This is a genomic window from Clostridium sp. BSD2780061688st1 H5, assembly GCF_005845155.1.
In the GTDB taxonomy this organism is placed as follows: Bacteria; Bacillota; Clostridia; order Lachnospirales; family Lachnospiraceae; genus Claveliimonas; species Claveliimonas intestinigallinarum.
Genome location: NZ_SPGT01000001.1, coordinates 162,205 through 177,993, shown reverse-complemented (window position 1 = coordinate 177,993; position 15,789 = coordinate 162,205). Strand labels below are relative to the sequence as shown.

Annotated in this window: 11 protein-coding genes and 2 tRNA genes; 11 read left to right on the top strand and 2 right to left on the bottom strand. The window is 55.3% G+C overall.

Features of this window, described 5'->3' with window-relative positions:
- Positions 1-92: 92 nt before the first annotated feature.
- The 10 genes from scfB (at position 93) to FGQ86_RS00790 (ending at position 14,510) form a co-directional block, all read left to right on the top strand.
- Positions 93-1,496, top strand: a complete 1,404-nt coding sequence (gene scfB / locus FGQ86_RS00835) for a thioether cross-link-forming SCIFF peptide maturase (RefSeq protein ID WP_138302735.1) — start codon at positions 93-95, stop codon at positions 1,494-1,496.
- A 34-nt stretch (positions 1,497-1,530) separates the two neighbouring features.
- Positions 1,531-3,708 carry a protein translocase subunit SecDF gene (locus tag FGQ86_RS00830; protein WP_033126630.1) on the top strand — a complete coding sequence of 726 codons (2,178 nt, stop codon included), beginning with the start codon at positions 1,531-1,533 and terminating at the stop codon, positions 3,706-3,708.
- A 120-nt stretch (positions 3,709-3,828) separates the two neighbouring features.
- Positions 3,829-5,604, top strand: coding sequence for a single-stranded-DNA-specific exonuclease RecJ (gene recJ, locus FGQ86_RS00825; RefSeq protein ID WP_033126629.1), 1,776 nt, complete (start codon positions 3,829-3,831; stop codon positions 5,602-5,604).
- Positions 5,605-5,675: 71 nt separating this feature from the next.
- Complete coding sequence (locus tag FGQ86_RS00820; protein WP_033126628.1) at positions 5,676-6,200, top strand: adenine phosphoribosyltransferase; 525 nt, start codon at positions 5,676-5,678, stop codon at positions 6,198-6,200.
- A gap of 115 nt (positions 6,201-6,315) precedes the next feature.
- Positions 6,316-8,604, top strand: a complete 2,289-nt coding sequence (locus FGQ86_RS00815; protein WP_033126642.1) for a bifunctional (p)ppGpp synthetase/guanosine-3',5'-bis(diphosphate) 3'-pyrophosphohydrolase — start codon at positions 6,316-6,318, stop codon at positions 8,602-8,604.
- Positions 8,605-8,698: 94 nt separating this feature from the next.
- A complete protein-coding gene (locus FGQ86_RS00810; RefSeq protein ID WP_033126627.1) occupies positions 8,699-9,319 on the top strand; it encodes an MBL fold metallo-hydrolase in 621 nt (206 codons plus the stop codon).
- A gap of 119 nt (positions 9,320-9,438) precedes the next feature.
- On the top strand, positions 9,439-10,914 hold the full coding sequence (hemZ, locus tag FGQ86_RS00805) for a coproporphyrinogen dehydrogenase HemZ (protein WP_138302734.1): 1,476 nt from the start codon (positions 9,439-9,441) through the stop codon (positions 10,912-10,914).
- A complete protein-coding gene (gene hisS / locus FGQ86_RS00800) occupies positions 10,905-12,170 on the top strand; it encodes a histidine--tRNA ligase (RefSeq protein WP_330635913.1) in 1,266 nt (421 codons plus the stop codon). The genes hemZ and hisS overlap by 10 nt, the downstream gene beginning before the upstream one ends.
- Positions 12,171-12,249: 79 nt before the next feature.
- Positions 12,250-14,046 carry an aspartate--tRNA ligase gene (aspS, locus tag FGQ86_RS00795; protein ID WP_138302733.1) on the top strand — a complete coding sequence of 599 codons (1,797 nt, stop codon included), beginning with the start codon at positions 12,250-12,252 and terminating at the stop codon, positions 14,044-14,046.
- A gap of 197 nt (positions 14,047-14,243) precedes the next feature.
- Positions 14,244-14,510, top strand: a complete 267-nt coding sequence (locus tag FGQ86_RS00790) for a hypothetical protein (protein WP_138302732.1) — start codon at positions 14,244-14,246, stop codon at positions 14,508-14,510.
- Between the two features lie 163 nt (positions 14,511-14,673).
- Here the strand turns inward: FGQ86_RS00790 and FGQ86_RS00785 are convergent.
- Positions 14,674-14,746 (bottom strand) — tRNA-Gly (locus FGQ86_RS00785).
- A 146-nt stretch (positions 14,747-14,892) separates the two neighbouring features.
- Between FGQ86_RS00785 and FGQ86_RS00780 the strand changes: the two genes are divergently transcribed.
- Positions 14,893-15,630, top strand: a complete 738-nt coding sequence (locus tag FGQ86_RS00780; protein WP_033126622.1) for a metallophosphoesterase — start codon at positions 14,893-14,895, stop codon at positions 15,628-15,630.
- A gap of 84 nt (positions 15,631-15,714) precedes the next feature.
- On the opposite strand, the gene FGQ86_RS00775 is transcribed toward FGQ86_RS00780, so the two are convergent.
- Positions 15,715-15,787 (bottom strand) — tRNA-Gly (locus FGQ86_RS00775).
- Between the last annotated feature and the right edge of the window lie 2 nt (positions 15,788-15,789).

The following is a 15,789-nucleotide window of genomic DNA, read 5'->3' as shown; positions in this document are numbered from 1 at the left end:
GGAATTAAAAAGTATCTACTAAGGGGGCAGCGGCTTTCGGCCGCTGTTTCTTGTGGTATAGGAAAAAATGAAGACAGAAAGGGGTATCTGAAGTGATACATCAGTACCGGAATAATGGATACAACATTGTCCTGGATGTGAACAGCGGCGCTGTCCATGTGGTGGATGAGCTCTGCTATGACGCCATCGCCCATCTGGCGGCGGGGGAGGAGCCGGATCTGGCTGCCCTGGAAAAGCCGGAGACGCTGGAGGGACTCCAGGAGGCGCTGGGAGACAGGTACGAGGCCGGGCAGATCCGGGAGGCCTGGGAGGATATTAAAGAGCTGACCCAGGAGGGAAGGCTTTTTACCAGGGATGTTTTTGAGCCCATGATCGACCAGGTGAAGCAGAGGAAGACCGTGGTCAAGGCGCTGTGCCTCCACATTGCCCACGACTGTAACCTGGCGTGCAAATACTGCTTTGCGGAGGAAGGAGAGTACCACGGCCGCCGTGCCCTCATGAGCTATGAGGTGGGAAAGAAGGCGCTGGATTTCCTCATCGCCTCCTCCGGAAACAGGAGGAACCTGGAGGTGGATTTCTTCGGCGGCGAGCCGCTCATGAACTGGCAGGTGGTGAAGGACCTGGTCGCCTACGGCCGGCAGCAGGAGAAGCTGCACGACAAGCACTTCCGCTTTACTGTGACCACCAACGGGGTGCTCTTAAATGACGAGATACAGGAATTTATCAACAAGGAGATGGACAACGTGGTCCTCAGCCTGGATGGCCGCAAAGAGGTGAACGATGCCATGCGCCCCTTCCGCAGCGGCAAGGGAAGCTACGACCTCATTGTTCCCAAGTTCCAGAAGCTGGCGGACAGCAGGAACCAGGAGAGGTATTACGTCCGCGGCACCTTCACGAGAAACAACCTGGATTTCTCCAACGACGTGCTGCACTTTGCAGACCTTGGCTTCAAGCAGATGTCCGTCGAGCCGGTGGTGGGAGATGAGTCCGATCCCTACGCCATCCGGGAGGAGGACATCCCGAAGATCTGCGAGGAGTACGACCGCCTGGCAAAAATCATGATCGAGAGGGAGAAGGAGGGGAAGGGATTTAATTTCTTCCACTTTATGATCGACCTGGAGGGCGGACCCTGCGTGTCCAAGAGGCTGTCGGGCTGCGGCTCCGGCACAGAGTACCTGGCCGTGACGCCCTGGGGAGATCTCTATCCCTGTCACCAGTTTGTGGGCCAGGAGGAGTTCCTCATGGGAAATGTGGACGAGGGGATCACCCGACCGGAGATCGCGGATGAGTTCAGAAGCTGCAGCGTCTACTCCAAGGAGAAATGCAGGAACTGCTTTGCCAAGTTTTACTGCAGCGGCGGATGCATGGCCAACGCCTACAATTTCCATGGCACCATCCATGAGGCCTACGACATCGGATGCGAGATGCAGCGCAAGAGAGTGGAGTGCGCCATCATGATGAAGGCGGCTCTGGCCGACGCAGCCGATGAGGCGTAAGGTGTAATAAAAAACAGAAAAGAGGATACAGATCATGAACAAGAAAAAAGGCATACTGAGCCTGATACTGACAGCCGTACTGATCATACTTCTCGCCTACACCTGTATTGTGGGCTTTGGGCCAACAGGCACAGGAGCTTCCAAAAATATCAAGCTGGGCCTTGACCTGGCCGGCGGTGTCAGCATCACCTACCAGGTAAAGGATAAAAACCCTACAGATGAGCAGATGAGCGACACCATTTACAAGCTCCAGCGCCGTGTGGAGCAGTACAGCACAGAGGCCACTGTATACCAGGAGGGGGACGACCGGATCAGCATTGAGATCCCCGGCGTGACAGACGCCAACGCCATCCTGGAGGAGCTGGGAAAGCCGGGAGCTCTGGAGTTCCAGACCTCTGACGGCCAGACCGTCCTCACCGGAGCGGACGTGGAGACAGCCTCCGCCAGATCCGGGAAGGACGATATGGGAAATACAGAGTACACCGTTGAGCTGGACCTGACGGACGATGGCGCCCAGAAGTTTGCGGAGGCCACAGAGGCCAATGTGGGAAAACAGATCGCCATCATCTATGACGGTGAGACCATCAGCAGTCCGGTGGTCAACGAGGCCATCACAGGCGGGCAGGCCTACATCACCGGCAACTTTACATACGAGGAGGCGGAAAATCTGGCCTCCACCATCCGCATCGGAGGGCTCCAGCTGCAGCTGGAGGAGCTCCGCTCCAACGTGGTGGGCGCGCAGCTTGGACAGCAGGCAGTCACTACCAGCGTGCAGGCCGGAGCGGTGGGACTGGCCCTCGTGTTCCTCTTCATGTGCTTTGTGTACCTGCTTCCGGGCCTTGCCTCCAGCCTGGCCCTGCTGATCTACACAGGCATCGTGCTGGTGATCCTGAACGCCTTTAACGTCACTTTGACCCTGCCGGGTATCGCTGGTATCATCCTGGGTATCGGTATGGCGGTGGATGCCAACGTCATCATCTTCGCCCGCGTGAAGGAGGAGATGACAAAGGGAAAGAGTGTGAGGAACTCTCTGAAGGCGGGCTTCCACAAGGCTATGTCCGCCATCGTGGACGGCAATGTGACCACCCTGATCGCAGCGGCTGTGCTCTGGTTCAGGGGCAGCGGAAGCGTGAAGGGATTTGCCCAGACGCTGGCCATCGGCATTATCGTGTCCATGTTCACAGCCCTTGTGATCACCCGCATGATCGTGTACGCCTTCTACGCGGTGGGCATCCGCAACGAGAAGCTGTACTACCGGCCGAAAAAGCCAAGAGAGCCCATTAACTTTGTGGGCAGGAAAGCCATTTTCTTTGCCATTTCCCTGATCCTTATCGCGGCGGGCTTTGGCGTCGCGGGCTACAATGCGGCCAGAGGAAACGGAGCTATGAACTACAGCCTGGAGTTCCAGGGAGGAACCTCCACGAACGTGACCTTTGACCAGGACTACACCATCGATGAGATTGACGCCCAGATCATCCCCGTGGTGGAGGAAGCCACAGGAGACCACAATGTGCAGGCCCAGAAGGTGGAGGGAAGCAACCAGATCATCTTCAAGACGTCCACCCTGGATCTGGACGCAAGGGAGGCGCTTGATCAGGCTCTGGTGGACAACTTCCAGGTGGACGAGTCTCTGATCACCTTTGAGAATATCAGCTCCACAGTCAGCAGCGAGATGAGGACCGACGCCATCGTGGCGGTCGTTATCGCCACAGTGCTCATGCTCCTCTACATCTGGTTCCGGTTTAAGGACATCCGCTTTGCAACAAGCGCGGTTCTGGCCCTGCTCCACGATGTGCTGATCGTAGCTCTGTTCTACGCGGTGGCAAGGATTTCCGTGGGCAATACATTTATCGCATGTATCCTGACCATCTTTGGATACTCCATCAACGCCACCATCGTCATCTTCGACCGTATCCGCGAGGAGCTGAAGCTGGCGCCCAAGGGACAGGATCTCGCATACACTGTTAACAAGAGTATCACACAGACGCTGACGAGGAGCATCTACACCTCCCTCACAACCTTTATCACCATTGCGGTTCTCTTTGTTATGGGCGTAAGCTCCATCAGGGAGTTCGCTCTGCCGCTGATGGTGGGCGTTGTGTGCGGCGCCTACTCTTCTGTATGTGTCACAGGTCCGCTCTGGTACGTTATGAAGACAAAGATCGGTGGAAAGAAGAAAGAAGCGGAGAAATCCGGAAAGAAGAAAAAATAGGTAAGAAAAATACAGTAAGGGGTGTGCGGGTGACTGCATACCCCTTTTTGTACCGTTCTTCCTGTCGGCCCTCTTGCGGCCGCGGGCGGGATGAAAAGAGTAATCGGAGGAGAGAAGAGGATGAAAGAACGCTGGGTTTTGCTGAGAAAAGGGGCGGATTTCGCCGGGATCGGGGAGCGGTTTCACATCAGTCCCCGGCTGGCCTGCCTGATCCGAAACCGGGATATCATAGGAGACGAGAATATAGAAAGCTATCTGTACGGCACCATCGCCGACCTGGAGGACGGCATGCTGATGCGGGACATGGACCGGGCGGTGGAGATCCTGATGGAGAAGGTGCGGGAGGGAGCCTCCATCCGCATCATCGGGGACTACGACATTGACGGTGTCTGCGCCACCTACATTCTCCTGGAGGGGCTGAAGGGGCTGGGGGCTGTGGTGGACACGGACATCCCGGATCGGATCGCGGACGGGTACGGCCTGAGCAGGCATCTGATCGACCGGGCCTTTGAGGCGGGGACAGACACCATCGTGACCTGCGACAACGGCATCGCGGCCGCGGAGGAGATTGCCTGCGCGAGAGAAATGGGGATGACCGTGATCGTGACAGATCACCACGAGGTGCCCTTTGACGAGGAGGAGGGGGAGAAGCAGTATCATCTGCCCCCTGCGGACGCGGTGGTGGACCCGAAGCGGGCGGACTGCCCCTACCCCTTCAAAGGACTGTGCGGCGCCGCCGTGGCCTACAAGCTGATGGAGGCCCTCTATGAGTCCATGGGCAGGGACTCCTCGGACATCGACTATCTCATGGAGGAGGTGGCCTTTGCCACAGTGGGGGATGTGATGGATCTGACAGGGGAGAACCGGATCTTTGTCCGCCAGGGCCTGGAAATGCTCCAGTTCACCTCCAACCCGGGACTGCGCTCCCTCATGGAGTGCACGGGCATTGACCGGAAGTCTGTCAGTACCTACCATATCGGCTTTGTGCTGGGGCCCTGCCTCAACGCCAGCGGCAGGCTGGACACGGCCAAGAGGGCCCTCTCCCTGCTGGCAGCCAGGTCAAAGCAGGAGGCGGACCTGCTGGCCGGGGATCTGAAGGCATTAAACGACAGCCGAAAGGAGATGACCGAGGCCGCGGTGCGGGAGGCGGTGGAACAGGTGGAGCACACGGAAGCCGGACGCCAGAGGGTGCTGGTTCTCTACCTGCCGGACTGCCATGAGAGTCTGGCCGGGATCGTGGCGGGCAGGATCAGGGAGCGGTACTGCCGGCCCGCCTTTGTCGTCACAGATAGCGGCGACGGGGAGCTGGCCAAGGGCTCCGGCCGGTCCATCGAGGCCTACCATATGTATGAGGAGCTGAACAAGTGCAGGGGACTGTTCGTGAAGTTCGGGGGCCACAGGCTGGCCGCCGGGTTGACCCTGGAGAAGAAAAATATTGAGAAATTCCGCCAGGACATCAACGCGGTGTGCACCCTGACTGAGGCGGACATGACAGAGAAGGTGTCCATTGACATGCAGATGCCCTTCTCCTGTGTGACGGAGGAGCTGCTGGAGGAGCTAAAGCTTTTGGAGCCCTTTGGGAAGGGAAACACAAAGCCTGTGTTTGCAGAGAAAAATGTGTCCATCGTCTCCTGCCGTCTCATCGGGAAAAACAGGAACATGCTCAGGATTCGTCTCCTGGACGGGGCCGGCACGGACATGGACGCGGTGTACTTCGGGGACGCCGCCGGATTTCTCGACGAGGTGGAGGCAAAATACGGCCGGGCAGTGCGGGAGAGATTTTTCGAGGGGGAATACCGCAGAATTCGTCTCTCTGTCACCTATTATCCGGGGATAAACGAGTATATGGGACGAAAATCCATGCAGATTGTCATCACCCACTATCAAATTGTTTGAAAAAACAGAAAATAGATGATATACTAAAGAATGACATTTTATCGACAGTTGGTCTGAAGGAGGCAGTAAGGATGAAGCCAATAGAAGAATATGTGGTCAGTATACCGGATTTTCCTGAACAGGGGGTTATTTTCAGAGATGTGACAAGTGTGCTCCAGGATGCGGAGGGACTGCATCTTGCCATTGACCTGATGCAGGAGAAGCTGGAGGGGCTGGATTTTGATGTGGTCGTGGGGCCTGAGTCCAGGGGATTTATTTTCGGGGTGCCCATCGCCTACAATCTGCGCAAGCCCTTCGTGCCGGTGCGGAAAAAAGGCAAGCTGCCCCGGGAGACTGTATCCATCGAGTACGAGCTGGAGTACGGCACTGCCTCCATTGAGATGCACAGAGACTCCATAAAGCCCGGGCAGAGAGTGGTCATTGTCGACGACCTGATCGCCACCGGGGGAACCACGGAGGCTATCATCAAGCTGGTGGAGGGCATGGGAGGAGAAGTGTCAAAGGTCATTTTCCTCATGGAGCTGGCCGGACTGAAGGGCCGCCAGCGGCTGAAGGACTATGATCTGGACTCTGTGATCACCTACCCCGGAAACTGAGGCGCAGCAGGAAGCGTGAGAGAGCGGGGAAAACATGGAAAAGGAGGAGGGAACTGATATGGCAGTCATGACCTATGAATCGGACAATAAAAATCGTATTGCGCCCGAATCTATAATGGAAAATCAGATGCTCGGGCTTGAGATCGTGGACGGACACGCGGTGAAATCTCCGGAGGACTACCAGGATCCGGAGCAGCTCTACCAGATGCTCATCGCCCGCATCCGCAAATATCATCCTTCCACGGATGTTTCCATGATAGAGAAGGCGTTTAATCTGGCAAAGGAGGCTCACAACGGGCAGTGCAGAAAATCCGGTGAGCCCTATATTATCCATCCCCTCTGGGTGGCCATCATCCTGGCGGACCTGGAGATGGACAAGGAGACCATTGTGGCAGGGATGCTCCACGATGTAGTGGAGGATACGGCTGTGACAGACGAGCAGATCCGTCAGGAGTTCGGCGACGAGGTGGCCCTCCTGGTGGACGGCGTCACCAAGCTGGGACAGCTGTCCTACTCCTCAGATAAGCTGGAGGTGCAGGCGGAGAACCTGCGGAAGATGTTCCTGGCCATGGCAAAGGATATCCGGGTCATCATCATTAAGCTGGCGGATCGTCTCCACAATATGCGGACCCTCCAGTTTATGCGCCCGGAGAAGCAGAAGGAGAAAGCAAGGGAGACCATGGACATCTACGCTCCCATTGCTCAGAGGCTCGGTATCTCCAAGATCAAGACAGAGCTGGATGACCTGGCCCTCAAGTACTCCCAGCCGGAGGTGTTCTATGATCTGGTGGACCAGATCAACGCCAGGAAGACGGAGAGGGAGGAGTTCGTCCAGCAGATCGTGGAGGAGGTCTCCCAGCACATCAAAAACGCGGGGATCAAGGCTGAGGTCAACGGACGGGTGAAGCATTTCTTCAGTATTTATAAAAAGATGGTGAACCAGGACAAGACGGTGGATCAGATCTACGATCTCTTTGCGGTGCGCATTATCGTGGACTCTGTGAAGGACTGCTACGCGGCCCTTGGCGTGATCCACGAGATGTACACGCCCATACCCGGCAGGTTCAAGGATTACATCGCCATGCCGAAGGCCAACATGTACCAGTCCCTTCACACCACCCTCATGAGCTCCGTCGGGCAGCCCTTTGAGATACAGATCCGGACTCAGGAGATGCACAAGACGGCTGAGTACGGTATCGCCGCCCACTGGAAATACAAGGAGTCCAACGACGGGAAGAAGAACGTGAAGGCCCAGGAGGAGGAGAAGCTGAACTGGCTGCGCCAGATCCTGGAGTGGCAGAGAGATATGTCCGACAACAGGGAATTCTTAAGCATGCTCAAGGGAGATTTGGATCTCTTCGCGGAGGACGTCTACTGCTTTACCCCGGGCGGGGATGTGAAGAGCCTGCCTGCCGGCTCCACGCCGGTGGATTTCGCCTACGCCATCCACAGCGCGGTGGGCAACAAGATGGTGGGAGCCAGGGTCAACGGCAAGCTGGTCAACATCGACTACAAGATCCAGAACGGAGACAGGATCGAGATCCTCACCTCCCAGAATTCCAGGGGGCCCAGCCGTGACTGGCTGAACATTGTCAAGAGCACCCAGGCCAAGAACAAGATCAATCAGTGGTTTAAGAAGGAGTTCAAGGAGGACAACATCGTCCGGGGCAAGGAGCTCATCGCCAGCTACTGCAAGGCCAAGACCATCAATCTGTCCAACATCATGAAGCCAAAGTATCAGGAGGTCGTCCAGAAGAAGTACGGCTTCCGGGACTGGGATTCTGTGCTGGCGGCCATCGGCCACGGCGGGCTGAAGGAGGGCCAGGTGGTGAACCGGCTCATGGAGGAGTACAGCAAGGAGCACAAGCAGGAGCTCACCGACGAGGTGGTGCTGGAGAAGGTGGCGGAAGCATCCAGGAACAAGGTGCACATCGCCAAGTCCAAGAGCGGCATTGTGGTGAAGGGCATCGACGACATGGCGGTCCGTTTCTCCAGGTGCTGCAATCCTGTGCCGGGAGATGAGATCGTGGGCTTTGTCACCAGGGGAAGAGGTCTTTCCATCCACAGGACAGACTGCGTCAACATGATCCACCTGACGGACGCGGAGCGGGCCCGGCTCATCGACGTGGAGTGGGAGAGCGAGGTGGCTGAGGAAGAGGGTGGCCAGTACCTGGCGGAGATCAAGATGTACGCCTACGACCGGCAGGGACTTCTCATGGAGATCTCCAAGATCTTTACAGAGGCAAAGCTGGATGTGAAGTCTCTGAACGTGCGCACAAGCAAGAAGGGCACTGCCACCATCGAGGCAGGATTTATCGTCCACGGCAGGGAGGAGCTCGCCGCGGTGTCCAAGAAGCTGCGGCAGCTGGACGGTATCATCGACATCGAGAGGGCCGCGGGCTAGAGCGCCCGGCAGACTGCCGGGATGCCGGAGTAAACAGGAGAACAAAACAGGAGCGAAGACAGGGCTTTAGAAGGCACGGAGGAACAGACGCGATATGAAAATAGAGAAATTTGTCACAGGTATCATCAGCACAAACTGCTATCTTGTCATCAACGAGGAGACAAAGCAGACCGTTGTTATCGACCCGGCGGCCTGTCCCTCCTACCTGATGGGACATATGAAGAGCGAAGGACTGCAGGTGGAGGCCATCCTCCTGACCCACGGCCATTTTGACCATATTATGGGGATCGATGACCTCCGCAGGGAGTTCCCGGTTCCGGTGTACGTCCATGAGGGGGACAGAGAGACCCTCCTGGATCCGGCCCTGAACCTCTCCTCCAGCTACACGAATGGCTACACCTTTGACGGGGCTGACTATATCCGGGACGGACAGAGGCTGGAGCTGGCGGGATTTTCCTTCCAGGTCATACACACACCGGGCCACACGCCCGGAGGGGTCTGCTACTACCTGGAGAGTGAGGGCGTGCTGTTCAGCGGAGATACCCTGTTCCAGAACTCGGTGGGCCGCACGGACTTCCCGAACAGCAGCATGTCGGATCTGATCCGGTCCCTCAGGGAGAAGGTCATGAAGCTGCCAGACGACGTGAAGGTGTATCCGGGGCATATGGGCGAGACGACCATCGGACACGAGAGGAAGTATAATCCGTTTATTTAACGCAATTCCGGACGTAATACTTTTCAAAAGTATTACGTCCGGAATTGCGTCAACCCCCGCGTAATTGTGCATCGTGTCTGAAACAATATCCACAACAGGAAGGATGGACATACAAGATCATGATTTTTTTGAGCTGCAGCAACGATATGTATACATACAACACTTATCACCTTGCCAAAGCGTTTTTCCCGGAGGAGGAAATGCAACAAAATGTGGCGGAAAATATGGAGGATGTCTTTCGGATCACCTTCCCTGACGGCCGTGTCTTTGCGGTAAAGACAGAAGATATCCCGGAGGGGGCGGACCGCGGCGGGAAGAAGTACGCCGTGGACGTGGCCCTCTACAGGGCCTGCCGGGAATACACGGGGAGGGATCTGGCCTGGGGCATCCTGACCGGGGTACGCCCCACAAAGATCGCCATGCAGAAGCAGGAGCAGGGGATGGATGAGGCCTCCTTTGTGGAGTGGTTCCATGAGGACTCCTTTGTGAGCCCCGAGAAGGCGGCTCTCGCCTGGCAGATCGCCGGGAGGGAGAAGAGGATCCTGGAGCGCCTGGACTACCGGGACGGCTACAGCCTCTATGTGGGCATCCCCTTCTGCCCTTCTGTGTGCAGCTACTGCTCCTTCAGCTCCGGACCCATTGACTACTGGAGGGACTCTGTGGAGGACTATCTTAAGGCGCTGATGAAGGAGCTCTCCTGGATTGGGGAGAGAGCCGGGGAAAAGGGGAAGAAGCTGAACACCATTTACATCGGCGGAGGCACCCCCACCACTCTTAGCGAGGACCAGCTGGAGAGGCTCCTCTCCCACATAGACTTCTGCTTTCCCAGAGGGGAGCTTCTTGAGTACACCGTGGAGGCGGGACGGCCGGACAGCATTACAGAGGGCAAGCTGAGGGTTCTTGAGGGACACGGGATCACCCGCATCTCCATCAATCCCCAGACCATGCAGCAGAAGACCCTGGACCTTATCGGAAGGCGCCACACAGCCGGAGAGATAGAGGACAGCTTCCACATGGCCCGGAGCCTTGGCTTTGACAATATCAATATGGATCTCATTGCCGGACTGCCCGGGGAGACCGCCGCTGACATGGCGGACACTCTGGAGAAGATTAGAGCCCTAGGACCGGACAGCCTGACGGTCCATTCCCTCGCCATCAAGAGGGCGGCGAAGCTGGGGCAGGAAAAGAGCGCCACAGGCAGCATCGCGGCCCTGGCCGGGGATCCGGCGGTGATGGCCCGTGAGCTCTCGGCCATGATCGAGGAGGCCTACGGGGCGGCCGGCAGGATGGGACTTTTCCCCTACTATCTGTACCGACAGAAGAATATTGCCGGCAATTTTGAAAATGTTGGCTTTGCAAAGGTTGACAAAGCGGGAATTTACAATATACTTATTATGGAAGAAAAACAGTCCATAATTGCGGCCGGAGCCGGCTCCTCCACAAAGATCCTGCTGGATGAGCCCATCACAGTTCCGGGCAGCAGACATGGCAGAAAGACAACGCTTGTGCGGGCGGAGAATGTGAAGAACATCCGGGAGTACATCACCCGCATTGATGAAATGATAAATCGAAAAGGAGAATGGTTATGGCGCTGAAGAAAAAGCCGGTCACGGGCATGAAGGACATTCTTCCCCGTGAGATGGAGATCAGGGATTACGTGATCCAGATGATCAAAGACACTTACAAGACCTATGGATTTATGTCCATGGAGACCCCCTGTGTGGAGCACATTGAAAATCTGTGCAGCAAGCAGGGCGGAGACAATGAGAAGCTGATCTTCAAGATCCTGAAAAGAGGAGAGAAGCTGAAGATAAAGGAGGCCCAGGAGGAGAGCGACGTGGTGGACGGCGGTCTGCGCTATGACCTGACAGTCCCCCTCGCCAGATACTATTCCAACCACGTAAGCGAGCTTCCCTCCCCCTTCAAGGCGCTGCAGATCGGAAATGTATGGCGGGCTGACCGTCCCCAGAAGGGCCGTTTCCGCCAGTTCGTGCAGTGTGACATCGACATCCTCGGGGAGGCCGGCAATCTGGCGGAGATCGAGCTGATCCTTGCCACCACGGCCATGCTGGGGAAAATGGGATTTGAGAATTTTACCGTCTGCATCAACGACCGGAATATCTTGAAGGCCATGGCAGCCTACAGCGGATTTGCCGAGGAGGATTACGACGAGGTTTTCATCATCCTGGACAAGATGGACAAGATCGGTCCCGAGGCCGTGGGCCGGGAGCTGATGGAGCTGGGCTACACAAAGGAAAATGTGGATACCTACCTGGGACTCTTTGACCAGACACCCCAGGATGTCAGCGGCATCCGCTTCCTGAAGGAGAAGTTGGGAGACTATTTGAGCGACGAGACCGCAGAGAGCATGGAGATGATCATGTCCAGTGTGGAGACCGCAAAGGAGGCGGAGTTTAAGATCCGCTTCACCCCTACCATGGTGCGGGGGCAGTCCTACTACACGGGCACTATTTTTGAGGTGGTCATGGACGACTTCGGGGGCTCCGTGGCGGGCGGCGGCCGCTATGACAAGATGATCGGAAAATTTACCGGTCAGGACACCCCTGCCTGCGGATTTTCCATCGGCTTTGAGCGCATCGTCATGCTGCTCCTTGAGAACGGCTACCAGGTTCCCTCAAAGGGGGAGAAGAAGGCCTATCTGATGGAGAAGAACATGCCAAAAGAGGGCGTTCTCAAAGTGCTCTCCCTGGCGAGGGAGGATCGGAAGGCTGGAAAGCAGGTGCTTGTGGCCAACATGAAGAAGAACAAGAAGTTCCAGAAGGAGCAGCTCACGCAGGAGGGCTACGGGACCATCGTGGACTGCTACGCGGACTCCGTGGACAGACTGTAGAGGATACATGGAAACTTTGCGGGCGCGGAGTGTACGGACAGAGAATATGCAGAAATAAATAAAAAGGAGAAGAGAGAAAATGGCAGAGTCAATGCAGGGCTTAAAGAGGACCCACCGCTGCGGCGAGCTGTCTGCCGCCAATATCGGCGAGACAGTCACCATCATGGGCTGGGTGCAGAAAAACCGGAACAAAGGAGGTCTCGACTTTGTGGACGTGAGAGACCGCTCCGGGATCATACAGGCAGTGTTTGAGGAGGGCAAGACAGACAGCGCTCTTCTCGAGAAGGCGGCAAAGCTCCGGGCAGAGTACGTGGTAGCCATCGTGGGAAAGGTGGAGAGACGCTCCGGAGCTGTCAACACCAATATTTCCACCGGTGAGATCGAGATCATCCCTCAGGAGCTGAGGGTGCTGTCTGAGGCAGAGACGCCCCCCTTCCAGGTGGAGGAGAATTCAAAGACCAAGGAGGAGGTGCGCCTGAAATATCGCTATCTGGATCTGCGCCGGCCGGATATGCAGCGCAACCTTCTCATGAGGAGCCGGGTGGCCACGCTGACCCGTCAGTTCCTTGCGGACGAAGGCTTTCTGGAGATCGAGACGCCGGTGCTGGTGGGCAGCACGCCCGAGGGAGCCAGGGATTACCTTGTGCCCAGCCGTATTCACCACGGCCATTTCTATGCGCTGCCCCAGTCTCCTCAGCTCTTCAAGCAGCTCCTCATGTGCTCCGGGTGCGACCGCTATTTCCAGCTGGCAAAGTGCTTCCGGGACGAGGATCTGCGGGCGGACCGCCAGCCGGAGTTCACCCAGATCGACATGGAGCTCTCCTTTGTGGACGTGGATGATGTCATTGATGTAAATGAGCGTCTCCTGGAAAAGCTGTTCCGGGAGATTCTGGGCGTGGAGGTATCTCTTCCCATCCCAAGGATGACCTGGCAGGAGGCCATGGACCGCTACGGCTCTGATAAGCCGGATATTCGCTTCGGCATGGAGCTTCGCGACGTGACAGAGGCAGTGAAGGACAGCGAGTTTGCCGTGTTCAAGGGCGCGATCGAGAACGGCGGCACGGTCCGCGGCATCAACGCCAAGGGACAGGGCGGCATGCCGAGAAAGAAAATCGACAAGCTGGTCTCCTTTGCAAAGGATTTCGGCGCAAAGGGACTTGCCTACATTGCCATCCAGGAGGATGGGACTGTGAAATCCTCCTTTGCCAAATTCATGACAGAGGAGGAGATGAAGGCCCTCATCGATGCCATGGAGGGGGAGAACGGCGATCTGCTTCTCTTTGCGGCTGACAAAAACAAGGTTGTCTGGGATGTGCTGGGCAATCTGCGGCTGGAGCTGGCCCGTCAGATGGATCTGCTGGACAAGAGCGAGTACAAATTCATCTGGATCACAGAGTTCCCTCTCCTTGAGTGGAGTGAGGAGGAGAACCGCTACACAGCCATGCACCATCCCTTCACCATGCCCATGGAGGAGGATCTCCAGTACATCGACAGCGAGCCGGGCAGAGTGCGGGCCAAGGCCTACGACATCGTGCTGAACGGAAATGAGATCGGCGGCGGAAGCGTCCGTATCTTTAATCCGGAGATCCAGAGCAAGATGTTCGAGGTGCTGGGCTTTACACCGGAGAGAGCCCAAGAGCAGTTCGGCTTCCTTCTGACCGCCTTCAAGTACGGTGTTCCGCCCCACGCAGGCCTGGCCTACGGTCTGGACCGCCTTGTCATGCTCATGGCAAAGCAGGACAGCATCCGCGACGTGATTGCCTTCCCCAAGGTGAAGGACGCCTCAGACCTCATGACAGAGGCTCCCACGCCGGTTGACCAGAAGCAGCTGGACGAGCTTGGGCTGGCCATTGTGGACGAGGAAGAGAACCAGTAGACTGACAGTTGATTGATAAGAGCTATAGGATAAAAGGGACATCTCCTGACGGGGGATGTCTCTTTTGTATACGTAAAGCTCCCCGTTCGCAGCTTGTCTCCGGCCTGTGAGGACAATTGATCAGAAGAGTGTGAGAGGCATATTTCTCAGAAAAGTATCTGGATATAGAAGCGTTTATATGTTATAATCCGTTTACAGTGAGAGAGGAGGAGGATGTTTTCCGGGAGTATCTGATATGTAACATCAGAAACACAGCAAAGAAGGAGGAAAACAGCCTGTACGATGAAATCAGCCGAGTGTATGATGAGCTGGACAAAAAGGTGGAGAAGGTGCAGGCCAGTGTGGACGAGATGAGCCGGTACTACAGGATTTCCAGACTGGAGCAGGAAAATACAACGCTGATACTTAAGATTACGGATGACCTGAAGCGGCGCGTGGAAAAGCTGGAGAGCGAGAGCGCATAAGAACGAACCATATGGGGCTGTTGCAAGACAGATATATAATTATCTATCTGGAGAGCAATGGCTCCTTTTTATGAAAGCGGAGGATGGGACTTGAACCCGCACGGCATTAAAAGAAAAGCGCTGAAGCAAGTCCAAATACAAGCTTCAACGCTTTTTGAATGAGAGCGACAGACGGGGCTCGAACCCGCGACCCCGACCTTGGCAAGGTCGTACTCTACCAACTGAGCCACTGTCGCATGCATTTTTGTGTTCCTCAGAACAAAAAATAATATACTATATGAAAGGAGAAATGTCAATACTTTTTTTGAAATTAGACAACCAAAAATCAACTTCAGCTGCATGCTGTTTTTTTCTGCGCAAACATGCGCAAAGAGGAGTGCTTATGATCTATATTACGGGAGATACTCACGGTGACTGGATGAGCAGACTAAATACAAATGCTTTTCCAGAGCAAAAGAGTATGACGAAACAGGACTATGTGATTATTTGTGGGGATTTTGGAATTTGGAATGACACAAAGAAGGAAAAATACAATCTGGACTGGCTGGAAGACAGATCGTTTACGACACTGTTCGTAGATGGCAATCATGAAAATTTTGACAGATTGTATTCCATGTCGGTCGCGAAGTGGCGCGGAGGAAAAGTACATTTTATCCGTCCTTCCGTGATCCACCTTATGCGCGGCCAGATCTTTCATATCGAAGGAAGGGCATTCTGGACCTTCGGCGGCGCAGGCAGCCATGATATTCAAGATGGCATTTTGGAAAAGGATGATCCCAGAATTAAGAAATGGAAACATGATTATGAAAAGATGTTCAGGGTCAATCATGTATCCTGGTGGAGAGAAGAATTGCCATCCCAAGAGGAAATGGAAGAAGGGCGCAAAAATTTAGCGAATACAGATAATAGGGTGGACTTTATCGTTACTCATTGCGGTGCTACCAGCAGCACATTATTGTATTCTCTTGGTGAATATAAACCAGATGTTCTCACAGATTATCTGGAAGAAATCAGACAGAAGGCTGTCTTTAAAAAATGGTTTATGGGGCACTACCACGATAACTATGCTATTAATGATAAAGAAATTATTATATATGAACAGATTGTGAGGATCGCGTAACAATCAGCGGTTGTCTGCAAAAACCAGAAAAGAAAAAGCGTTGAAACCACTATAAGAATCAGGCTTCAACGCTTTTTAAATGAGAGCGACAGACGGGGCTCGAACCCGCGACCCCGACCTTGGCAAGGTCGTACTCTACCAACTGAGCCACTGTCGCAT

Coding starts and splice junctions, on each gene's coding strand:
- hemZ (WP_138302734.1), top strand. CDS start 9,439: ATGATTTTTTTGAGCTGCAGCAACGATATGTATACATACAACACTTAT.
- FGQ86_RS00820 (WP_033126628.1), top strand. CDS start 5,676: ATGAAGCCAATAGAAGAATATGTGGTCAGTATACCGGATTTTCCTGAA.
- FGQ86_RS00830 (WP_033126630.1), top strand. CDS start 1,531: ATGAACAAGAAAAAAGGCATACTGAGCCTGATACTGACAGCCGTACTG.
- recJ (WP_033126629.1), top strand. CDS start 3,829: ATGAAAGAACGCTGGGTTTTGCTGAGAAAAGGGGCGGATTTCGCCGGG.
- hisS (WP_330635913.1), top strand. CDS start 10,905: ATGGCGCTGAAGAAAAAGCCGGTCACGGGCATGAAGGACATTCTTCCC.
- FGQ86_RS00815 (WP_033126642.1), top strand. CDS start 6,316: ATGGAAAATCAGATGCTCGGGCTTGAGATCGTGGACGGACACGCGGTG.
- aspS (WP_138302733.1), top strand. CDS start 12,250: ATGGCAGAGTCAATGCAGGGCTTAAAGAGGACCCACCGCTGCGGCGAG.
- FGQ86_RS00810 (WP_033126627.1), top strand. CDS start 8,699: ATGAAAATAGAGAAATTTGTCACAGGTATCATCAGCACAAACTGCTAT.
- FGQ86_RS00780 (WP_033126622.1), top strand. CDS start 14,893: ATGATCTATATTACGGGAGATACTCACGGTGACTGGATGAGCAGACTA.